The organism is Streptomyces sp. NPDC017448 (assembly GCF_044330565.1).
Classification (GTDB): Bacteria; Actinomycetota; Actinomycetes; order Streptomycetales; family Streptomycetaceae; genus Streptomyces.
Map to the genome: position 1 here is coordinate 42,352 of NZ_JBIRLM010000026.1, position 18,850 is coordinate 61,201.

The following is an 18,850-nucleotide window of genomic DNA, read 5'->3' on the forward strand; positions in this document are numbered from 1 at the left end:
GCTCATCCCTTCTTCGGCGGTCGGTGCACCTGGACGGAGGGGGCCGGCGGCTTCGCCAGGCCCAGCTCCCCCACGGCTTTCTCCAGCACGGAGTTCAGGTCGGCCCTCACGTCGTCGAGCTCCCGGAAGTGCGCCAGTGCGCGCACCTTCGCCTTCCGCCGCCCCACCCGGACCCGGACGGACTGCACCCCGGGCACTCCTACGGCCCGGTCCCGCAGGACCAGTGCGGCGGCGTCGCGATCGAGGCCGGCGCGGACGCCCGCCCGGTCCCGGCGCATCGGCAGCAGGCCGCGCAGTCCGGGGGTGAGGGCCAGCAGGATCAGCCAGAGGCCGATCGCCGCGGCGACGCCCGCGCCGACGAGCACCGCGACGTCGTCCAGGTGCCGCTCGGCCAGACCGTCCGCGAGCGAGCGCCGCCACTGCATGGCGGGGTGGTCGGCCCGTACGGCGGCGATGTCGTAGAGCAGCAGACCGGCCGCGCCCAGGAGCACGAGGGCCAGCAGGGCGGCCGGAATCCTGCGCGCGGACCAGAAGCGGCCGGCCCTGTCGCCGTCGCCCTGTTCGAGGGTCGGGACCGGTTCGCGGTCGGCGGAGGGCGGGGTGGAGGGAGGGTCGCCGCCGCGTTGCCCGACGGTGGGCATCCGCCGGGTGGAGCCGGTCGGTTCACCGGGCTCGGTCATCGGATCCTCCCCTGTGCGGCGCTCGTTCCGGTGGGGTGCAGCCGTTCGACCTGCACGGCCACCTCGGGGACCTCCATGCCGGCGAGCGTATTGACCCGGTGGGCGACGCGGCGGCGGACGGCGCCGCACGTACGGCCGATGTCGCCGGGGTAGCCCAGTTCCAGGCTGACCCGGACCCGGGCGGAGTCCCGGTGCACGGTGACCGTCGCCCGCGGCGAGATCCCGTCCGCCGGCGGGTTCTCGACGGCCTCCTTCGCCGCCTGGGCGGCGATCTTGGCGACGACGCGGTCGGCGATCCGGGTCTCGCCCCGTTCGGCGGCGGCGACCCGGCCGGTCACCGCCGTCACCGTCGCCGGTCGGCGCGCTCGCGACTCCGGAAGAAGTCGCCGGGCTCCAGGTCACCGTCCAGGAAGCGGCCGGCGACGAAGCCGATCGCGCCCAGGGCGGCCACCAGGACGAAGGCTCCGAATCCGCCGAAGTATCCGGCGAACCCGAGCGCCATGCCGGCCAACAGGCCGGCGACAGCCATGCTCATCGTGTCTCTCTCCTCGATTGCCGTGCGACTCGACCGCCGTGCGACGGAGATGCGGAAGGACTACTGGACGCGCTGTTCGGACTGGTCGTCATCGTCGTCCTCGTCGGGCAGCTTGACGTCGCTGACCGCGATGTTGACCTCGACGACTTCGAGGCCGGTCATGCGTTCCACCGCGGAGACGACGTTCTCGCGGACGTCGCGGGCCACCTCGGAGATGGCCTCGCCGTACTCGACGACGATCTCCAGGTCGAGGGCGGCCTGGGACTCGCCGACCTCCGCCTTCACCCCGCGGGTGACGGACTTCCCACCGCCGGGGACCTTGTCGCGGACGGCGCCGAAGGTCCGCGAGAGGCCGCTGCCCATCGCGTGGACGCCGGACACGTCGCGTGCCGCCATCCCGGCGATCTTCTCGACGACGCCGTCGGCGATGGTGGTACGGCCCCGGGTGCCCGGGTCACCGCCGCCTCGCTTGCCGAGGGACTTGCCGCCCGAGCCGGTGTCGGGGTTGGTGCGCTGGGAGCTTTCAGTCATCGCCGCTCTTCCCTTCGGGACATTCCGGATACTCCGGACAGAAGGACTTCCTTGCTCACGTTAAGTGCGCTTTCGCGATCCCGCGCCGTGGATACGGCAGGCTGGGGCAATGACAACGGCGCGGGGCCCCGAGAGGGTCGACGGATGGACCGCTGCGGTACGGGAACGGCTCGGCCTGGGCAGGCTGCTGCCCCTGGGCGGCCCGGCGGAGGGGACCTGGATCGCGGAGACGGCTGCCGCATCGGTGCTGCGCGGGGCGGCGGCCCGCCCCGGAACAGTGCTGGGGAAGCTGCGGATCGGCCCGGCGGAGGAGGCGCTGGCCGGCTCTCCGACAGCCCCCGACGCCCCGGCGGCCCCTCCGGCCCCGCCGGGTGCGCTGCCCCCGGTGGCGCTGCGGATCGAGGCGGATTTCTCGGCCGCCCTCGACCGGCCGCTGCCCGACGCGGCGGCGGCCCTGCGCGCGGCTCTCCTCACGGCCGCCGCCGCCCGGCTGGGCCTGGAGATCACCGAGGTGGACCTGACGGTGACGGCATTGCTCACGGACGGTGCGCCCGATCAGGTGACGGAACGGAGGACGCCGGCGGTTCCGGTCGCCGAGGCGGAGGGCCCGGTGGCGGAGGCGGCGGCCGGAGTACCGGGCGTCGTCTCGCTCACCCGGGTCCTGGGCTCGCCGGTGCACACGGCCGCGGACCATGTGCGGGTCGAGGTGGCGACGGCCGGGGACCACGGCGCGCGGGAGGTGGCCCGGTCGGTGCGCACGGCGGTCACCGCCGCCCTGGACCGGCCGCTGCCCGTGTCGGTGCTGGTCACGGAGGTGGTGGAGCTGCCGGGCGGCACCACGCCCAGCGGCTCCGGCTCCGGCTCCACCGGCGGGCCCGGCGGGTCGGGGGACCGCGACGGCTGAGCCCGGCGGGAGGCCGGAGCGGGCACGGGCCGCCCCCGGGCGGCGGACGGCGGGGCCGGGGCGGCGGGCCGGTGCGGTCGGGACCCGCCGTCGAGCCGCCGCCGGCCGGCACGCCCGCTCCCGGCGACGGCGGGGCCCGCTGTCGGGGCCTAGTCGGTGATGCCCGCCAGGTCGCGGAGGCGGCGGCCCTGAGCGGCCCGCTCGGCGACGCGCTGCTGCTCGTAGTCGCGCGAGAGCGCCCCGGCCAGCAGCGCCTTCGTCTCGATGACGGCGTCGCGGGGGGCGGCCACCAGGGCGGCGGCGAGGTCGCGGGCGGCCGCGTCGAGCTGATCGCCGGGGACCACCAGGTTGGCGAGACCGGTGCGCTCGGCCTCCTCGGCGTGCACGAAGCGGCCGGTGGCGCAGATTTCGAGGGCGCGGGCGTACCCCACGAGGTGGACCAGCGGGTGGGTGCCGGTGAGGTCGGGAACAAGGCCGAGGCTGGTCTCACGCATGGCGAACTGCACGTCCTCGGCGACGATGCGCAGATCGCAGGCGAGGGCGAGCTGGAAGCCGGCGCCGATGGCGTGGCCCTGGACCGTCGCGATGGACACGAGGTCGTTGCGGCGCCACCAGGTGAACGCCTCCTGGTACTCGGCTATGACGGCGTCGAGTTCGGCCTCGGAGCCGCGCGCCATGTCGAGGAACGACGGCTCGCCGTCGAAGCCCTCGGGGGTGAACGCCTGCCGGTCGAGGCCCGCGGAGAAGGACTTGCCCTCGCCGCGCAGCACCACGACCCGCACCGTGCCGGGCAGCGCCCGCCCGGCCTCCGTCAACGCCCGCCACAGAGCGGGAGACTGAGCGTTGCGCTTGGCCGGGTTGGCGAGCGTCACCGTGGCGACGGCATCGTCGACGGTGAGCCGTACGCCGTCCTTGTCGAGCACAGTGTCGAGCGAGGTCATGGGGCGCCTCCGGATGGGGTGCGGTCAGCACGAAGGAACTAAGTGACTGAACAGTAACCACCCGGGCGACCGTATGGTCGACCGGGTGGCCACCCCGAAATTCCCGCTGGGCCCGCAGGCGTCGAAGAGCTGCGCCCTCAGGCCGAAGCGGCCTTCTTGCCCCGTGTCGCGCCGCCGCGTCCTCGCAGCGTCACTCCGGACTCGCTGAGCATCCGGTGGACGAACCCGTAGGAGCGGCCGGTTTCCTCGGCCAGCGCCCTGATGCTCGCACCGGAGTCGTACTTCTTCTTCAGGTCTGCCGCGAGCTTGTCACGCGCGGCGCCGGTCACCCGGCTGCCCTTCTTCAGAGTCTCGGCCACCCGTGCCTCCTCATGGGAAGTGCGCTCTGGACTCTCATGATCACCCCTCCCGCGCTTCCTGGCCACCCATTCGGCAAGGTCGGTGCGTGCGGTTTCCCGGCCGCGGAGGGCGTCGACACGACCGGAACCCCTCGTTCCCGAGGGCGCACACAGGCGTACGACCCCGATCGGCCGGAGAACCGGCAGGTCAGGGCCGTACGAGGAGAAATCGCCCGGAGGGGGGCGCACGGCGGGCGAGCGCCCGGCGCACCACCGGAGTACGAGAGGTTCTCACACAGATGACGGATCACGCGTAGGCCGAATGATCCACCCCCGGTGGATCAGGCGAGGGCGACGAGGTCGCGGTAGTCCGCTCCCCAGAGGTCCTCGACCCCGTCCGGAAGCAGGATGATCCGCTCCGGCTGGAGCGCCTCGACCGCGCCCTCGTCGTGGGTGACGAGGACGACCGCGCCCTTGTAGGTGCGCAGCGCGCCGAGGATCTCCTCGCGGCTGGCGGGGTCGAGGTTGTTCGTCGGCTCGTCGAGCAGCAGCACGTTGGCGGAGGAGACGACCAGGGTCGCGAGCGCGAGCCGGGTCTTCTCACCGCCGGAGAGCACGCCTGCGGGCTTGTCGACGTCGTCGCCGGAGAAGAGGAAGGAGCCGAGCGTCTTGCGGACCTCGACGAGGTCGAGGTCGGGGGCGGCGGAGCGCATGTTCTCCAGGACGGTGCGCTCCGGGTCGAGGGTCTCGTGCTCCTGGGCGTAGTAGCCGAGTTTGAGACCGTGCCCCTGGATGATCTCGCCGGTGTCGGGCTTCTCCGCACCGCCGAGCAGACGCAGCAGCGTGGTCTTGCCCGCGCCGTTGAGACCGAGGATGACGACGCGGGAGCCCTTGTCGATGGCGAGGTCGACGTCGGTGAAGATCTCCAGCGAGCCGTAGGACTTGGAGAGGCCCTCCGCCATCAGGGGGGTCTTGCCGCAGGGGGCGGGTTCGGGGAAGCGCAGCTTGGCGACCTTGTCGGAGACGCGGACGGCCTCCAGGCCGGCCAGCAGCCGGTCGGCCCGCTTGGCCATGTTCTGGGCGGCCACGGTCTTGGTGGCCTTGGCCCGCATCTTGTCGGCCTGCGAGTTGAGGGCGGCGGCCTTCTTCTCGGCGTTCTGGCGCTCGCGCTTGCGGCGCTTCTCGTCGGCCTCGCGCTGCTGCTGGTAGAGCTTCCAGCCCATGTTGTAGACGTCGATCTGGGAGCGGTTGGCGTCGAGGTAGAACACCTTGTTGACGACCGTCTCGACCAGTTCGACGTCGTGGGAGATCACGACGAAGCCGCCGCGGTAGGACTTGAGGTAGTCGCGCAGCCAGACGATGGAGTCGGCGTCGAGGTGGTTGGTCGGCTCGTCCAGGAGCAGGGTGTCGGCGTCCGAGAAGAGGATGCGGGCCAGCTCGACGCGGCGGCGCTGACCGCCGGAGAGCGTGTGCAGGGGCTGGCCGAGGACCCGGTCGGGCAGGTTGAGCGCGGCGGCGATGGTGGCGGCCTCGGCCTCGGCGGCGTACCCGCCCTTGGTGAGGAACTCCGTCTCCAGGCGTTCGTACTTCTTCATCGCCTTCTCACGGGTGGCGCCCTTGCCGTTCGCCATCCGGTCCTCGTTCTCGTGCATCTTGCGCAGGATCTCGTCGAGACCGCGTGCGGAGAGGACGCGGTCCCGGGCGAGGACGTCGAGGTCGCCGGTGCGCGGGTCCTGCGGGAGGTAGCCCACCTCGCCGGACCTGGTGATGGTGCCGGCGGCGGGGGCGCCCTCCCCCGCGAGGCACTTGGTGAGGGTGGTCTTGCCCGCTCCGTTGCGGCCGACGAGGCCGATGCGGTCGCCCTTGGCGATACGGAAGGAGGCGGACTCGATGAGGATGCGGGCGCCGGCGCGCAGCTCGATGCCGGAAGCGGTGATCACGGAAAAACTCCAGGGCAGTGTTGGACGGCGGAGGACGAGGGGCGGAGGTCTCTCGACGCCGCTAATGCACAAGGAGAAAGGCCATACGGCCCATTCTACTGGCGGTCCGCAACTGCTTTTCCGCGTGCCCGTCGGGACGAGCCGTCCGATACCCGGCGCAGGGCGGCACACCGGCGCCCGCCCGGGCCCGAGGGGACGGCCGCGCGGTTCGACGACGACCGGATCCGGCAGAGGCGCCGGGGCCGGGTCGCGCCGGAGTCCTGGACGCACGGTCCGGCGGCGCAGCGGCAGCAGGGGTACTCCGCCGGGTTCCGCACGGGCGACACGGACCGGTGCGACACCTCCGCCTGACCGGGTACGGCCCTCCCCCGCCGACTGCCGCCGGCCGCGCGCGTCCCCGACGGGCGGGGTTGGCGCGCCGCCTTCCCCGGGGCCGGGCCCCCGCGCCCGGTCCGGACGCGTGCGGCTCAGGTTCCCCCGGTGTGGACCTGGAAGGCGGCCCGCCGGACCGCCTTGGCCAGGGCCGGGTCCGGGTGGGCGGCGGCGAGCGCGACCAGGACCTGGACGGTGCGCGGGTGGCCGACGGCCCTGACCTCGTCGAGGAGGGCGGGGACGGTGCCCTGGACGGCGGTGTCGAGGTGGCGCACGAGCAGCCCGGTCTCGCCGTGGTCGGCGACGGCGGCGGCGGTGTCGACCCAGAGCCAGGTGGCCTCCTCACGGCTGAGGACGTCCTGGGCGTCGTCGGGGTCGTTGCCCTCGTACTCGGCGAGCCAGAGCAGCGCGTAGGGGCGCAGCGAGGGCTCGGCCAGTACGGAGCGGACCTCCGGTTCGGCGGGGGCGCCGACCACCCTCAGCGCCTCGAAGGCCAGTCCGCGCAGGAGGGCGTCCTCGCCCCGGGCGACGGCGAGCAGTTCGGCGACGGCGCTGCCGACCGTGCGGGCGGCGAGCCAGGCGCGGTACTCGTCGCGGGCCGGGCCGGGGGTGAGCCGGGCGCAGCCGAGGAGCATGTCGGCGGCGGACTGCTCGATGTTCCCGGCCGGGCTCTGGGCGGCGACGCAGATCTGTTCCAGTTTGACCCAGACCGCCCAGTTGCCGAGGGGGGTGAGGGTGGCGTGCCCCCGGCCGAGGGTGAGCGCCCCGACGGCGGCGAGGCCCTCCAGGGCCCAGTCGAGCAGCAGGGCGTTGAGGTCGGCGCGGCGGGCGGGCTCCGCCGGGGCGACGGGGCCGGCCGGGCCGCCGGTCGCGGGGCTGCCGGGCCCCAGGGGGACTTCGCAGCGCTCCTCGCGGAGTTCGGCGACGCGTTGGCCGAGGAGGTCCAGCAGGGCGGGGACGGTGACGGGGCCCGCGGAGAGCTGGAGGAGCGAGAGCACCTGGGGCACGGCCTCGACCGCTTCGGCGACCGCGCCGGCTTCGATGCCGGCCGGAGCGGCGTGGACGAGCGACCAGGCGTCGAAGAGCGCCACCCAGCCGCGCAGGACGGCGGAGTCGTCCCGGTCCCAGGCGCGCAGCCGCCAGCCGGGGCGGGCGGTCCCGCCGTGCAGCTCGATCAGTCCGGCCAGCCGGGCCCGGTCCCATCCCGCCCGGACCTGTGCCGGGGAGAGCTCCAGGGCGGCGGCGGCCCGTTCGAGGGCGTGGGCCGCGAGCGGGGCGGTGGTGCCCTGCCCTGACGCGTCCGCCGCCCAGTGGGCGATGCGTACGGCGTCGGCGAGGACCGCCCTCGCCTGGCGGGCCAGTTCCGCCCGGGGCGGGGTGCCCTCGGGGGGCCGGGGCGCCGGCCTGGTGCGCCGGGTGGTCACCGCTTTGCGGGCGGTGGCGAGGGGTCGCGGGCGGACAAGTCGCAGTCTGGAGTCGCGCGGAGTACGGGACGTCACGGGAGCAGTCTTGCCCCTGACGGCCCGAAAGCCCAAACGGAAGGCGTTTCACCGGTACGTGAAAGGTTCCCCGGACGCGACGACAAGGGGGAGAGTTCACCCCATCGGCTCACATGAGGGGCGTGAGGAAGCGCCGCAGCGTCTCCTCGTAGCGGGCCGGGCCGGCGTTCCACATCGACGCGTGCGGAGCCTGCGGCACGGCGTGGAGGGCGACCAGCTCCGGGCGGCGGGCGGCGAGTTCGCGGGAGGGCCCCCAGGGGGCGATCGTGTCGTCGGGCCCGTGCAGGATCAGGGTCGGGGTGTCCAGGGTGACCGGCGCGGAGGTCTCCAGCACCGGAGCGGGGTTCATACCGGTCCGGCCCTGGGCGGCGCGGACGGCGAGCGGCAGCAGGGCGGCCGGGACGCCGCGGGCGACGGCCAGGGCGCGCAGGGTGGTCTGCCAGTCCAGCACCGGGGAGTCGAGGACGATGCCGCTGATCCGGTCGCGGAGCGGGGACTCGACGGCGGCGTACAGGGCCATGGTGGCACCGGTGGACCAGCCGTGGACGATCACGTTCCGGGCCCCGTACCGCAGGGCGAAGCGGATGGCGGCGTCGACGTCGCGCCACTCGGAGGCGCCGAAGCGGCCGACGCCGTCGGCGGCGCGCGGGGCCCCGGGGTCGCCCCGGTAGGCGAGGTCGAGCACGGGGAGGCTCTGCCCGTGCAGGAAGCCCATCACGTTCATGGGGTGGGCCCGGGTCGTGCCGAGGCCGTGCACCGTGATCACCCAGGTGTCGCGCCCGCCGGGGACGTACCAGGCGGGCAGGGGGCCCCGTTCGCCGGGGATCTCGACGTCCTGGTGGTCCAGGCCGAGGTCGCTGCGCGGGTCGCCGCCGTACAGCTCGGGGGTGAGCCGGACCTTCGCGCCGGGTGCGAGGAGCCCCCGGCCGACGCCTTCCAGCTTCCGCACCACGGTGTCGGCGGCGTGCGGGGCCCCCTCGATCACGGGCCCGACGACCGCGTGGACGCCGGGCCCCGCCAGGCCGTAGGTGCCGGGCCGGAGCGCCGAGAAGGACCGGGTCAGGGTGGTCCGCCCGGCCGCCGTGGCGTGCACGGTGAGCCGGCGGTCGGCGGGGAGGGGTCGGCCGGGCGTCGCCCTGAGGGCGACGTCGCCCGCGTACCGGCCGGCCGCGACCGCTGCCGCGCCGGCGCCGAGGACTGTGGTGACGGCCGTTGCCGTCGCGGTTACCGGGCGCACCGCTTCAGTGTCGCGGGGCGGGCGGCGTGCTGCCAGTGGACGACGGCCGTCCGGGGCCGGCCGGCCCCCGCGCCCCGGAGGTCCCTTGCGCCCCGTGCGGCCAGGGACCGGACGCGCCCGTGCGGCTGGGAGGCCACGCGCGCCTCCGGGGCCGCCCGCGCCTCGCCGGGCCTGGGGCCCGGGCCCCCGCGCCCCCGGCGCCCCTCGGGTCGCCGGGGGCGCGGCGTACGTCAGCCGCGCTGGCCGTACGCCTGGAGCGCTTCCGTCACCTCGGCGAGCCGGGCCTCGTCCAGCAGGGCCGGGGTGCGGCCCGGAACGGAGCTCGCGGTGAGCCAGACGCGGCAGAGCCACTCCAGCTGGGCGGTGCGGTCGTACGCCTGGTCGAGGGTGTCGCCGTAGGTGACGGCGCCGTGGTTGGCGAGCAGGCAGCCGGTGCGGTCCCGGAGCGCTTCGAGCACCGCCTCGGCCAGCTCCGGGGTGCCGTAGCGGGCGTAGGGGGCGGTGCGGACCGGGCCCCCGAGGGCGGCGGCCGCGTAGTGGACGAGCGGCACCTCGGCGACGAGGGTGGAGACGGCGGTGGCGTGCACGGCGTGGGTGTGCACCACCGCGGCGGCGTCGGTGGAGCGGTAGACCGCCAGGTGGAGGGGGAGTTCACTGGTCGGCTCCAGCTCCCCGAGGACCCGGCGGCCCTCCGGGTCGACGCCTACCGCGTCGCCGGGTCCGAGCCGGTCGTAGGGCACGCCGCTGGGGGTCACCAGGATCAGGTCGCCGACGCGGGCGGACACGTTGCCCGAGGTGCCGACGACCAGGCCGTCCGCCGCGCTGCGGCGCGCGGTGTCCACGACGTCCCGCCACACGCGGTCCACGGATTCCGGGTGTTGGTGAGTCATGGGGCGAGCGTAGGGGGGAACCCGGGCAACCGGAACGTCGCACGGCACGTGACGGGGATCTCCATCGAGTGCCGAACGGCCGTTCAAAAATCTTCGCCAACAAGCGGCAAAGAGCAGCCCACGCCGCACCCCACGGGCCTCGCTCGGCCTCTCCCGCACACAACCGGAAGCGGCCCACTCCGCTTGGGGTCACCACAACGCCCTGCCCAGTTCATCTTCCGTTCATCCAGGTTGCCTACGTTCTACTAGCCACTGACGTCGAACGATTGCCTGGGTAAATGGAACACATCACGCTGCTGCTTGCGATTGTGGTCGTAACAGCTCTCGTGTTCGATTTCACGAACGGTTTCCACGACACCGCCAACGCGATGGCGACGACCATCTCGACCGGCGCACTGAAACCCAAGACAGCGGTGGCGATGTCCGCCGTTCTCAACCTGATCGGCGCGTTCCTCTCGGTGGAGGTCGCCAAGACGATCTCCGGCGGGATCGTCAATGAGGACGGCCTCAGAACAGAGGTCATCTTCGCGGCGCTCGTCGGCGCCATCCTGTGGAATCTGCTGACCTGGCTGGTCGGCCTGCCCTCCAGCTCCTCCCACGCCCTGTTCGGCGGTCTGATCGGCGCCGCGGTGATGTCGGCCGGCTGGTCCTCGATCAACGGCGGCACCGTCGTCACCAAGGTCCTCCTCCCGGCGATCGCCGCCCCCGTGGTCGCCGGCCTCGCCGCGATGCTGGCCACGCGGCTGACGTACCGGATCAACCGGAACGTCACCGACCCGAACCAGCAGAAGTCCACCGCCAAGGGCTACCGGGCCGGGCAGATCGCCTCCGCGGGTCTCGTCTCGCTCGCCCACGGCACCAACGACGCCCAGAAGACGATGGGCATCATCACTCTCGCCCTGGTCACCAGCGGCGTCCTGGCCCCGGGCTCCAACCCGCCGATGTGGGTCATCGTCTCCGCCGGCGTCGCCATCGCGCTCGGCACCTACCTGGGCGGCTGGCGCATCATCCGCACCATGGGCAGCGGCCTGACCGACCTCAAGCCGCCGCAGGGCTTCGCCGCCCAGACCAGTGCGGCCACCGTCATCCTGGCCTCCTCGCACCTCGGCTTCTCGCTCTCCACCACCCAGTCCTGCTCGGGTGCCGTGATGGGCGCGGGCCTCGGCCGCAAGGGGGGCGTGGTCCGCTGGTCCACCGCCACCCGGATGTTCGTCGCCTGGGGTCTGACGCTGCCGGCCGCGGGGCTGGTCGGCGCCGCCGCCGAGTTCCTGACCAAGCAGGGCACGTGGGGCATCGCCGTCACCGCGCTCCTGCTGATCGGCGGCTCGTTCGCCATCTGGCTGGCCTCGCGCCGCCAGCCGGTCGACCACACCAACGTCAACGACTCGGCCGCGGCCGACGAGCCGCAGGGCGTCGTCACCACCGCCATGGCCGCGGTCCAGCCGCCGCCGGCCGGCGTCCCGGCCGCCGACCTCATGACCACCATCGCGGCCCCGGCATCGGCGCCCGACGACCCGGCCCGGCCGACGGCCACGGTGTAAGGACAGATCCGTATGAAAATCGACTGGGCAGCTCTCGCCTCCGTCTTCGGTGTCAGTCTCGTCGTCACCGTCGCGCTGGTCGGCCTCTTCACCCTGGGCATCGTCGCCCTCTCCAAGCTGTCGGCCACGTCCGGCGGCGGTTCGGCGGCGCTGGCCCGCACCAGCGCCTACGCCTGCTTCGCGGCGTGCGCGGCGGCGGTCGCGTACGGGATCTACCTGATCGTCGCCTGACCCGTACCCCGCCCGCGGGCGCCCCATCGGGCCGGACACACATCTGTGTGTCCGGCCCGATGTGCGTCTGCCCACAGTGGAGCCCCGCAGGTCAACGGCGAGTTGACGGTTGTTCGCGGGGCGTGGTGGACTGCCGGAGCCATTTACGGCGACAGCAGAGGAAGCCGGTGCGAATCCGGCGCGGTCCCGCCACTGTCACCGGGGAGCACTCCCCCACATCGGACGTCACGGCTCGCGGTACGCGGGCTGGAAGGCCGGGGGAACTGCGGATCCGGGAGCCAGGAGACTCTCGTCGCCGTCACGTCGAACCAGGGCGCGGACCCTGAGTGAGGACTACGCCATGCCCGGCCGCCGTGTGCCGCATTCCGTGCCCCCGACTCCGGGCCGAGCCGCCGGAACGCCTCTCCCCGCGGCGGGCTGACCCGTGCGGGCCGATCGCGTCTTCGCGTACGGCGCCGCGGCCGGGCTGATCGCCGACTCCCTGTTCGGCGACCCCCGGCGCGGCCACCCCGTCGCCGGTTTCGGCCGCGCCGCCGCGCGGGTGGAGTCCCTGCTGTGGCGCGACGACCGGGGCCGGGGCGCGCTGCACACCCTCGTCTGCGCCGGAGGCGCCGCGGGGGCCGCCGCGCTGGCCGCGCGCGCCGTGCGCGACCGCCCCGCGCTCGCCGTCGCGCTGACCGCCGCCACCGCCTGGTCCGTCCTCGGCGGTACGTCGCTGGGCCGGGAGGCCCGTGCCGTCGGCGGGGCGCTGGACGCCGGGGACGTGGAGGCGGCCCGGGAGCGGCTGCCGCATCTGTGCGGGCGCGATCCGCAGGCCCTGGACGGCCCGGGGATCGCCCGCGCCGTCGTCGAGTCGGTCGCGGAGAACACCTCGGACGCCGTCGTGGGCGCGCTGGTGTGGGGCGCGATCGGCGGGGTGCCGGGGCTCGTCGCCTTCCGGGCGGTCAACACCCTCGACGCGATGGTCGGCCACCGGTCGCCCCGCTACCGCCGCTACGGCTGGGCCTCGGCCCGCCTGGACGACGTGGCGGGGTGGCCGGGCGCCCGGCTGACGGCCGCGCTGGCCGTGGCGGGCGGCGGGCGGCCCCGGGACGCCGTGCGCGCCTGGAAGGCCGACGCGCACCGCCATCCGAGCCCGAACGCGGGGCCGGTGGAGGCCGCGTTCGCCGGGGCGCTCGGCGTACGGCTCGGCGGGACGCTGGCGTACGCGGGGCGCGTCGAGCACCGCCCCGTGCTGAACGGGGCGGCCGGGCGGGAGGTGCGCGGGGCGGACATCGAGCGCGCGGTGCGGCTGTCTCGCCGGGTCGGCGTGCTGGCCCTCGGCGTCTGCGCGGCGGGCCGGCTGGCGGCGGGGCGCCTTCTCGCGGGGCGGAAGCGGGGACGGGCGTGAACGGTCCGGCGCGGAAGACGGTACGGAACGGGTACGGGCGTGCGCGGCCCGGCGGGGCAACGGGAGCGGGAGCGGGCATGAGCGGTGGACTGCTGGTCGCGGGGACCACATCGGACGCGGGCAAGAGCGTCGTCACGGCGGGCATCTGCCGCTGGCTGGTGCGCCGGGGCGTGAAGGTCGCGCCGTTCAAGGCGCAGAACATGTCGCTGAACTCCTTCGTGACCCGGGAGGGCGCGGAGATCGGCCGGGCCCAGGCGATGCAGGCGCAGGCGGCCCGGGTGGAGCCGACGGCCCTGATGAACCCGGTGCTGCTGAAGCCGGGCGGCGACCGCTCCAGCCAGGTGGTCCTGATGGGCAGGCCGGTCGGCGAGATGAGCGCGCGGGGGTACCACGGGGGCCGCCAGGAGGCGCTGCTCGGCACGGTCACCGACTGCCTGGAGCAGCTCCGGTCGACGTACGACGCGGTGATCTGCGAGGGGGCCGGCTCCCCCGCGGAGATCAACCTCAGGCGCACCGACATCGTGAACATGGGGATCGCCCGGGCGGCGGGCTTCCCGGTGCTGGTGGTCGGGGACATCGACCGGGGCGGGGTCTTCGCCTCGTTCTTCGGGACCACCGCGCTGCTGGGCCCCGAGGACCAGGCGCTGGTCGCGGGCTACCTGGTGAACAAGTTCCGGGGCGACGTCTCGCTGCTGGAACCGGGGCTGGACATGCTGTACGGGCTGACCGGGCGGCGGACGTACGGGGTGCTGCCGTTCGCCCACGGGCTCGGCATCGACGAGGAGGACGGCCTGCGGGTCTCCCTGCGGGGCGCGGTGCGGGAGTCGGCCGTGGCTCCCCCGCACGGCGAGGACGTGCTGCGGGTCGCGGTCTGCGCGGTGCCGCTGATGTCGAACTTCACCGACGTGGACGCGCTGGCCGCCGAACCGGGCGTCGTGGTGCGGTTCGTGGACCGGGCCGAGGAGCTGGCCGACGCGGACCTGGTGGTCGTCCCCGGGACGCGCGGCACCGTGAAGGCGCTGGCCTGGCTGCGCGAGCGCGGCCTCGCGGACGGGCTGGCCCGGCGGGCGGCGGAGGGCCGGCCGGTGCTGGGTATCTGCGGCGGCTTCCAGGTGCTCGGCGAGCGGATCGAGGACGAGGTGGAGTCGCGGGCGGGGGTCGTGGACGGGCTCGGCCTGCTGCCCGTACGCATCCGCTTCGACCGGGCCAAGACGCTGGCGCGGCCGGTCGGCTCCGCGCTGGGCGAGCCGGTGGAAGGGTACGAGATCCACCACGGGGTGGCCGACGTGCGGGGCGGCGAGCCGTTCCTGGACGGGTGCCGGGTGGGGGCGGTGTGGGGGACGCACTGGCACGGGTCGCTGGAGAGCGACGCGTTCCGGCGGCGGTTCCTGGCCGAGGTGGCGCGGGCCGCCGGACGGCGGTTCGTGCCCGCGCCGGACACGAGCTTCGGGGTGCTGCGGGAGGAGCAGCTGGACCGGCTCGGGGACCTGGTCGAGGAGCACGCGGACACGGACGCGTTGTGGCGGCTGATCGAGGAGGGCGCGCCGGTGGGGCTGCCGTTCGTGCCGCCGGGGGCCCCTGCCCTGCCGGGGGCCGGCGTGGGGACGGAGGCGCCTTCGGCGCCGGGGGGCGCGGACGCGGGGGGTCCGGAGAGCCGGGGCGCCGCCCCGGCCCCCGTCCCCCGGTCGCCGGAAGGGCTTGGATTCGCCCGGCCCGCGGAGGCGGCGCCCCGGGTGTTCGAACGCGCCGGGCCCGCCGCACCCGGGCTCGATGGTGTTGACGTAGACGAGGAGGCCAAGTGAGTACGCCGTATCCCTTCACCGCGATCGTCGGACAGGACGACCTGCGGCTCGGGCTGTTGCTGAACGCGGTCAGTCCCGCTGTGGGCGGGGTCCTCGTGCGCGGGGAGAAGGGGACCGCCAAGTCCACCGCCGTGCGCGCGCTCGCCGCGCTGATGCCCGAGGTCTCCGTCGTCCCCGGGTGCCGGTTCTCCTGCGACCCCGCCTCCCCCGACCCGGCGTGTCCCGACGGGCCGCACGCGGACGCCGCCGGCGTGCCGCGCGCGGCGCGGACCGTGGAGCTGCCGGTCGGCGCGTCGGAGGACCGGCTGGTGGGGGCACTGGACATCGAACGGGCGCTCTCCGAGGGCGTGAAGGCGTTCGAGCCGGGGCTGCTGGCCGACGCGCATCGCGGCATCCTCTACGTGGACGAGGTCAACCTCCTCCACGACCACCTGGTGGACCTGCTGCTGGACGCGGCGGCCATGGGCGCCTCGTACGTCGAGCGCGAGGGCGTCTCCGTACGGCATGCGGCGCGGTTCCTGCTGGTCGGGACGATGAACCCGGAAGAGGGCGAGCTGCGGCCGCAGCTGCTGGACCGGTTCGGGCTGACCGTGGAGGTCTCCGCCTCCCGGGACACCGACGAGCGGGTGGAGGTCGTGCGGCGACGGCTCGCGTACGACGACGATCCCGAGGGGTTCGCGGCGCGCTGGGCCGAGGAGGAGGGCGCGCTGCGTGAGCGGATCGCCGCCGCGCGCGCCCTGCTGCCCCGGGTCGTGCTGGGCGACGGCGTGTTGCGGCAGATCGCGGCGGTCTGCGCCGGGTTCGAGGTGGACGGGATGCGGGCGGACATCGTCATGGCCCGTACCGCGACCGCGCTGGCCGCCTGGACGGGGCGCGAGGAGGTCACCGCCGACGACGTACGGCAGGCCGCGCTGCTGGCCCTGCCCCACCGGCGTCGCCGCAACCCGTTCGACGCGCCCGGCTTGGACGAGGAGAAGCTCGACCGGACCCTCGACGAGTCCGCCGGGCAGGACGGGGGCCCGGGGGACGACGAGCCCGACCCCGGCCCGGACGGCGGAGGCGGAGGGGGAGGCGGTGGCGTGCCGCCGCAGGCCGACGGACCGGACCGCACGGCCCCGGGGGACGACGCGCCCTCCCCGGCGCCCGAGGACACGCCGTCCCGGGCCCCCGAGGGCGAGTCCGGCGCGCCCGGCCGGCCCGCCGGGGGCGAGCAGCGGCCGGTGGCGTCCGCCGAGCCGTTCCGGACGAAGACGCTCAGCGTGCCGGGGCTCGGGGAGGGCGCTGCCGGGCGGCGCTCCCGGGCCCGTACCGAGCACGGGCGTACGACCGGCGCGCGGCGGCCCGAGGGGGCGCTGACCAAGCTGCACCTGGCCGCGACCGTGCGGGCCGCCGCTCCGCACCAGCGGGCGCGCGGACGTACCGGGCGCGGGCTCGTGGTGCGCCGGGACGATCTGCGGCAGGCGACGCGCGAGGGGCGGGAGGGCAACCTCGTGCTGTTCGTCGTGGACGCCTCCGGGTCGATGGCCGCGCGGCAGCGGATGAGCGCGGTCAAGGGGGCCGTGCTGTCGCTGTTGTTGGACGCCTACCAGCGGCGGGACAAGGTCGGCCTGGTCACCTTCCGGGGCAAGGAGGCGGAGGTGGCGCTGCCGCCGACGTCGTCCGTGGAGGCGGCCGCCGCCCGGTTGGAGTCGCTGCCGACCGGGGGCCGCACCCCGCTGGCCGCCGGGCTGCTCAAGGCCCATGACGTGCTGCGGGTGGAGCGGCTGCGCGATCCGTCGCGGCGGCCCCTGCTCGTCGTGGTCACGGACGGCCGGGCGACCGGCGGTCCCGAGCCGGTGGCGCTCGCGGGGCGGGCTGGCCGGCTGCACCGCTCGGAGGGGACGGCCGCGGTCGTCGTGGACTGCGAGTCGGGGTACGTACGCCTCGGTCTCGCCGGAGAGTTGGCCCGGGAACTGGGAGGCACCGCCGTCACGCTCGACGAGCTGCGGGCCGACTCGATCGCCGGGCTCGTCAAGGACGTCACCGCAGCCGGGAGGGCCGCTTAATGCCGCAGGGACAGCCGACCACGGTGCCGGACGACGGGCTCACCACCCGTCAGCGGCGCAACCGCCCGCTCCTGTTCGTCCACACGGGCATCGGGAAGGGCAAGTCGACGGCGGCCTTCGGGCTGGCGTTGCGCGCCTGGAACCAGGGGTGGCCGATCGGGGTGTTCCAGTTCGTGAAGTCGGCGAAGTGGAAGGTCGGCGAGGAGAACGCGCTCAAGGTGCTCGGCGCGAGCGGGGAGGGCGGCACCGTCGACTGGCACAAGATGGGCGAGGGCTGGTCCTGGGTCCAGCGCGACGGCCAGCTCGACAACGAGGAGAAGGCGCGCGAGGGCTGGGAGCAGGTCAAGCGCGACCTGGCGGCCGAGACGTACAAGCTGTACGTGCTCGACGAGTTCGCCTACCCGCTGCACTGGGGCTGGATCGACACCGACGAGGTGGTCGAGGTGATGCGGAACCGCCCCGGCGCCCAGCACGTGGTGATCACCGGCCGCAACGCGCCGGACGCGCTGGTCGAGGCCGCCGACCTGGTGACCGACATGACGAAGGTCAAACACCCGATGGACGCGGGGCAGAAGGGCCAGAGGGGCATCGAGTGGTGAGTGCGCCCCGCCTGGTCATCGCCGCTCCGGCCTCCGGCAGCGGCAAGACCACCGTCGCCACCGGCCTGATGGCCGCCTTCGCCGCGCGCGGGCTCGCCGTCTCGCCGCACAAGGTGGGCCCGGACTACATCGACCCGGGCTACCACGCGCTGGCGACGGGACGCCCCGGCCGCAACCTCGACGCGTACATGTGCGGGACGGAGTTGATCGCCCCGCTGTTCGCGCACGGGTCGGCGGGGTGCGACCTCGCCGTGGTCGAGGGCGTGATGGGGCTGTACGACGGCGCCTCGGGCCAGGGCGAGCTGGCGTCCACCGCGCAGGTGGCGAAGCTGCTGCGCGCCCCCGTGGTGCTGGTGGTGGACGCCTCGTCGCAGTCCCGTTCGGTGGCGGCCCTGGTGCACGGGTTCGCTTCCTGGGACACCGGGGTCCGGATCGGCGGCGTGATCCTCAACAAGGTGGCCTCCGACCGGCACGAGGCGCTGTTGCGGGACGCGTTGGACGAGTCGGGGCTGCCGGTGCTCGGCGTGATCCGGCGGGCCCCGCAGGTCGCGACGCCCTCGCGCCATCTGGGCCTGGTCCCGGTGGCCGAGCGGGGGGCGGAGGCGGTGGAGGCCGTACGCGCCATGGGCGAGCGGGTGCGCGCCGGGTGCGACCTGGACGCGCTGATGGCGCTGGCGCGGACGGCTCCCGCGCTGCCGGACGAGCCGTGGAGCCCCGCGTACGCCCCGGCGCGGGGGGCCCGGCCCGTCGTCGCCGTGGCGGGCGGGGCGGCGTTCACCTTCGCCTACGCGGAGCACGCCGAGCTGCTGACGGCGGCCGGGGCGGAGGTCGTGGCCTTCGACCCCCTGCGGGACGAGAAGCTGCCGGCGGGTACGGCGGGGATCGTGATCGGCGGCGGGTTCCCGGAGGTGTACGCGCCCGAACTGTCGGCCAACCGGCCGCTGCGGCACGCGGTCACGGAGCTGGCCCTGAGCGGCGCCCCGGTGGCGGCCGAGTGCGCGGGGCTGCTCTATCTGGCGCGGGAGCTGGACGGGAAGCCGATGTGCGGGGTGCTCGACGCCGAGGCCCGGATGTCCGAGCGGCTGACCCTCGGGTACCGGCAGGCGGTGGCGGTCTCGGACAGCGTGCTGGCGGTGGCGGGAACCCGGATGCGCGGGCACGAGTTCCACCGCACGGTCCTGGAGCCGGGGGCGGGGGCCACCCCCGCCTGGGGCATGCACCAGCCGGAGCGACGGGTCGAGGGGTACGTCGAACGGGGGGTGCACGCGAGCTATCTGCACACCCACTGGGCCGCCTCGCCCGAGGTGGCCGGGCGGTTCGTGGCGCACTGCCGGGCCCGGTGAGCCGCTTTTCCGGGGGCGTGTCAGGGCGCGCG

18 protein-coding genes, 1 pseudogene and 1 riboswitch are annotated in these 18,850 nt (G+C 74.8%); of the genes and pseudogenes, 9 read left to right on the forward strand and 10 right to left on the reverse strand.

The window, feature by feature from the left end:
* Positions 1–2: 2 nt before the first annotated feature.
* From ACH4K1_RS30105 to ACH4K1_RS30120, 4 genes are read right to left on the reverse strand one after another with little or no spacing between them, the layout of a single operon-like run.
* Positions 3–680: a DUF6286 domain-containing protein gene (locus tag ACH4K1_RS30105; RefSeq protein WP_398092710.1), complete on the reverse strand. Its 678-nt coding sequence runs from the start codon at positions 678–680 to the stop codon at positions 3–5.
* The gene (locus tag ACH4K1_RS30110; protein WP_398092711.1) at positions 677–1,027 is read right to left on the reverse strand and encodes an Asp23/Gls24 family envelope stress response protein; all 351 of its coding nucleotides are present in this window, start codon (positions 1,025–1,027) and stop codon (positions 677–679) included. The genes ACH4K1_RS30105 and ACH4K1_RS30110 overlap by 4 nt, the downstream gene beginning before the upstream one ends.
* The gene (locus tag ACH4K1_RS30115) at positions 1,024–1,215 is read right to left on the reverse strand and encodes a hypothetical protein (protein ID WP_073769024.1); all 192 of its coding nucleotides are present in this window, start codon (positions 1,213–1,215) and stop codon (positions 1,024–1,026) included. Before ACH4K1_RS30115 ends, ACH4K1_RS30110 begins: the two co-directional genes overlap by 4 nt.
* 60 nt (positions 1,216–1,275) lie before the next feature.
* Positions 1,276–1,746, reverse strand: a complete 471-nt coding sequence (locus ACH4K1_RS30120) for an Asp23/Gls24 family envelope stress response protein (RefSeq protein ID WP_228994243.1) — start codon at positions 1,744–1,746, stop codon at positions 1,276–1,278.
* A gap of 109 nt (positions 1,747–1,855) precedes the next feature.
* On the opposite strand from ACH4K1_RS30120, the gene ACH4K1_RS30125 reads away from it, so the two are divergent.
* Positions 1,856–2,650 carry a hypothetical protein gene (locus ACH4K1_RS30125; RefSeq protein ID WP_398092712.1) on the forward strand — a complete coding sequence of 265 codons (795 nt, stop codon included), beginning with the start codon at positions 1,856–1,858 and terminating at the stop codon, positions 2,648–2,650.
* A gap of 149 nt (positions 2,651–2,799) precedes the next feature.
* Here the strand turns inward: ACH4K1_RS30125 and ACH4K1_RS30130 are convergent, their stop codons facing one another.
* The 3 genes from ACH4K1_RS30130 to ACH4K1_RS30140 form a co-directional block, all read right to left on the reverse strand.
* Positions 2,800–3,591, reverse strand: a complete 792-nt coding sequence (locus ACH4K1_RS30130) for an enoyl-CoA hydratase/isomerase family protein (RefSeq protein ID WP_228994241.1) — start codon at positions 3,589–3,591, stop codon at positions 2,800–2,802.
* A gap of 137 nt (positions 3,592–3,728) precedes the next feature.
* The gene (locus ACH4K1_RS30135; RefSeq protein WP_006123601.1) at positions 3,729–3,950 is read right to left on the reverse strand and encodes a helix-turn-helix domain-containing protein; all 222 of its coding nucleotides are present in this window, start codon (positions 3,948–3,950) and stop codon (positions 3,729–3,731) included.
* A 320-nt stretch (positions 3,951–4,270) separates the two neighbouring features.
* Positions 4,271–5,869, reverse strand: a complete 1,599-nt coding sequence (locus tag ACH4K1_RS30140) for an ABC-F family ATP-binding cassette domain-containing protein (protein WP_073769032.1) — start codon at positions 5,867–5,869, stop codon at positions 4,271–4,273.
* Between the two features lie 207 nt (positions 5,870–6,076).
* Here ACH4K1_RS30140 and ACH4K1_RS30145 point away from each other — a divergent pair.
* Positions 6,077–6,220, forward strand: a pseudogene (locus ACH4K1_RS30145) (neutral zinc metallopeptidase); the annotation flags it as partial.
* 116 nt (positions 6,221–6,336) lie between these two features.
* Here the strand turns inward: ACH4K1_RS30145 and ACH4K1_RS30150 are convergent.
* The 3 genes from ACH4K1_RS30150 to ACH4K1_RS30160 all read right to left on the reverse strand — a co-directional run bounded on the left by ACH4K1_RS30150 (position 6,337) and on the right by ACH4K1_RS30160 (position 9,867).
* Positions 6,337–7,665, reverse strand: a complete 1,329-nt coding sequence (locus tag ACH4K1_RS30150; RefSeq protein ID WP_398092759.1) for a hypothetical protein — start codon at positions 7,663–7,665, stop codon at positions 6,337–6,339.
* A 184-nt stretch (positions 7,666–7,849) separates the two neighbouring features.
* Entirely contained in the window at positions 7,850–8,977 is a 1,128-nt protein-coding gene (locus ACH4K1_RS30155; protein WP_398092713.1) for an alpha/beta hydrolase, read from the reverse strand.
* A 230-nt stretch (positions 8,978–9,207) separates the two neighbouring features.
* The gene (locus ACH4K1_RS30160) at positions 9,208–9,867 is read right to left on the reverse strand and encodes a class II aldolase/adducin family protein (protein WP_398092714.1); all 660 of its coding nucleotides are present in this window, start codon (positions 9,865–9,867) and stop codon (positions 9,208–9,210) included.
* A gap of 278 nt (positions 9,868–10,145) precedes the next feature.
* Here ACH4K1_RS30160 and ACH4K1_RS30165 point away from each other — a divergent pair, with 278 nt between their 5' ends.
* From ACH4K1_RS30165 to ACH4K1_RS30195, 7 genes are all read left to right on the forward strand, one after another.
* Positions 10,146–11,408, forward strand: a complete 1,263-nt coding sequence (locus ACH4K1_RS30165; protein WP_398092715.1) for an anion permease — start codon at positions 10,146–10,148, stop codon at positions 11,406–11,408.
* 12 nt (positions 11,409–11,420) lie between these two features.
* Entirely contained in the window at positions 11,421–11,639 is a 219-nt protein-coding gene (locus ACH4K1_RS30170; RefSeq protein ID WP_398092716.1) for a hypothetical protein, read from the forward strand.
* A gap of 156 nt (positions 11,640–11,795) precedes the next feature.
* A riboswitch (cobalamin riboswitch) is annotated at positions 11,796–11,928 on the forward strand.
* A 135-nt stretch (positions 11,929–12,063) separates the two neighbouring features.
* On the forward strand, positions 12,064–13,029 hold the full coding sequence (locus ACH4K1_RS30175; RefSeq protein ID WP_398092717.1) for a cobalamin biosynthesis protein: 966 nt from the start codon (positions 12,064–12,066) through the stop codon (positions 13,027–13,029).
* 77 nt (positions 13,030–13,106) lie between these two features.
* The gene (locus ACH4K1_RS30180) at positions 13,107–14,831 is read left to right on the forward strand and encodes a cobyric acid synthase (RefSeq protein ID WP_398092718.1); all 1,725 of its coding nucleotides are present in this window, start codon (positions 13,107–13,109) and stop codon (positions 14,829–14,831) included.
* Entirely contained in the window at positions 14,828–16,876 is a 2,049-nt protein-coding gene (locus tag ACH4K1_RS30185; protein WP_398092719.1) for a putative cobaltochelatase, read from the forward strand. The genes ACH4K1_RS30180 and ACH4K1_RS30185 overlap by 4 nt, the downstream gene beginning before the upstream one ends.
* The gene (gene cobO / locus ACH4K1_RS30190; RefSeq protein WP_398092720.1) at positions 16,876–17,475 is read left to right on the forward strand and encodes a cob(I)yrinic acid a,c-diamide adenosyltransferase; all 600 of its coding nucleotides are present in this window, start codon (positions 16,876–16,878) and stop codon (positions 17,473–17,475) included. The genes ACH4K1_RS30185 and cobO overlap by 1 nt, the downstream gene beginning before the upstream one ends.
* Positions 17,469–18,818, forward strand: coding sequence for a cobyrinate a,c-diamide synthase (locus ACH4K1_RS30195; RefSeq protein ID WP_398092721.1), 1,350 nt, complete (start codon positions 17,469–17,471; stop codon positions 18,816–18,818). The genes cobO and ACH4K1_RS30195 overlap by 7 nt, the downstream gene beginning before the upstream one ends.
* Positions 18,819–18,850 lie beyond the last annotated feature (32 nt).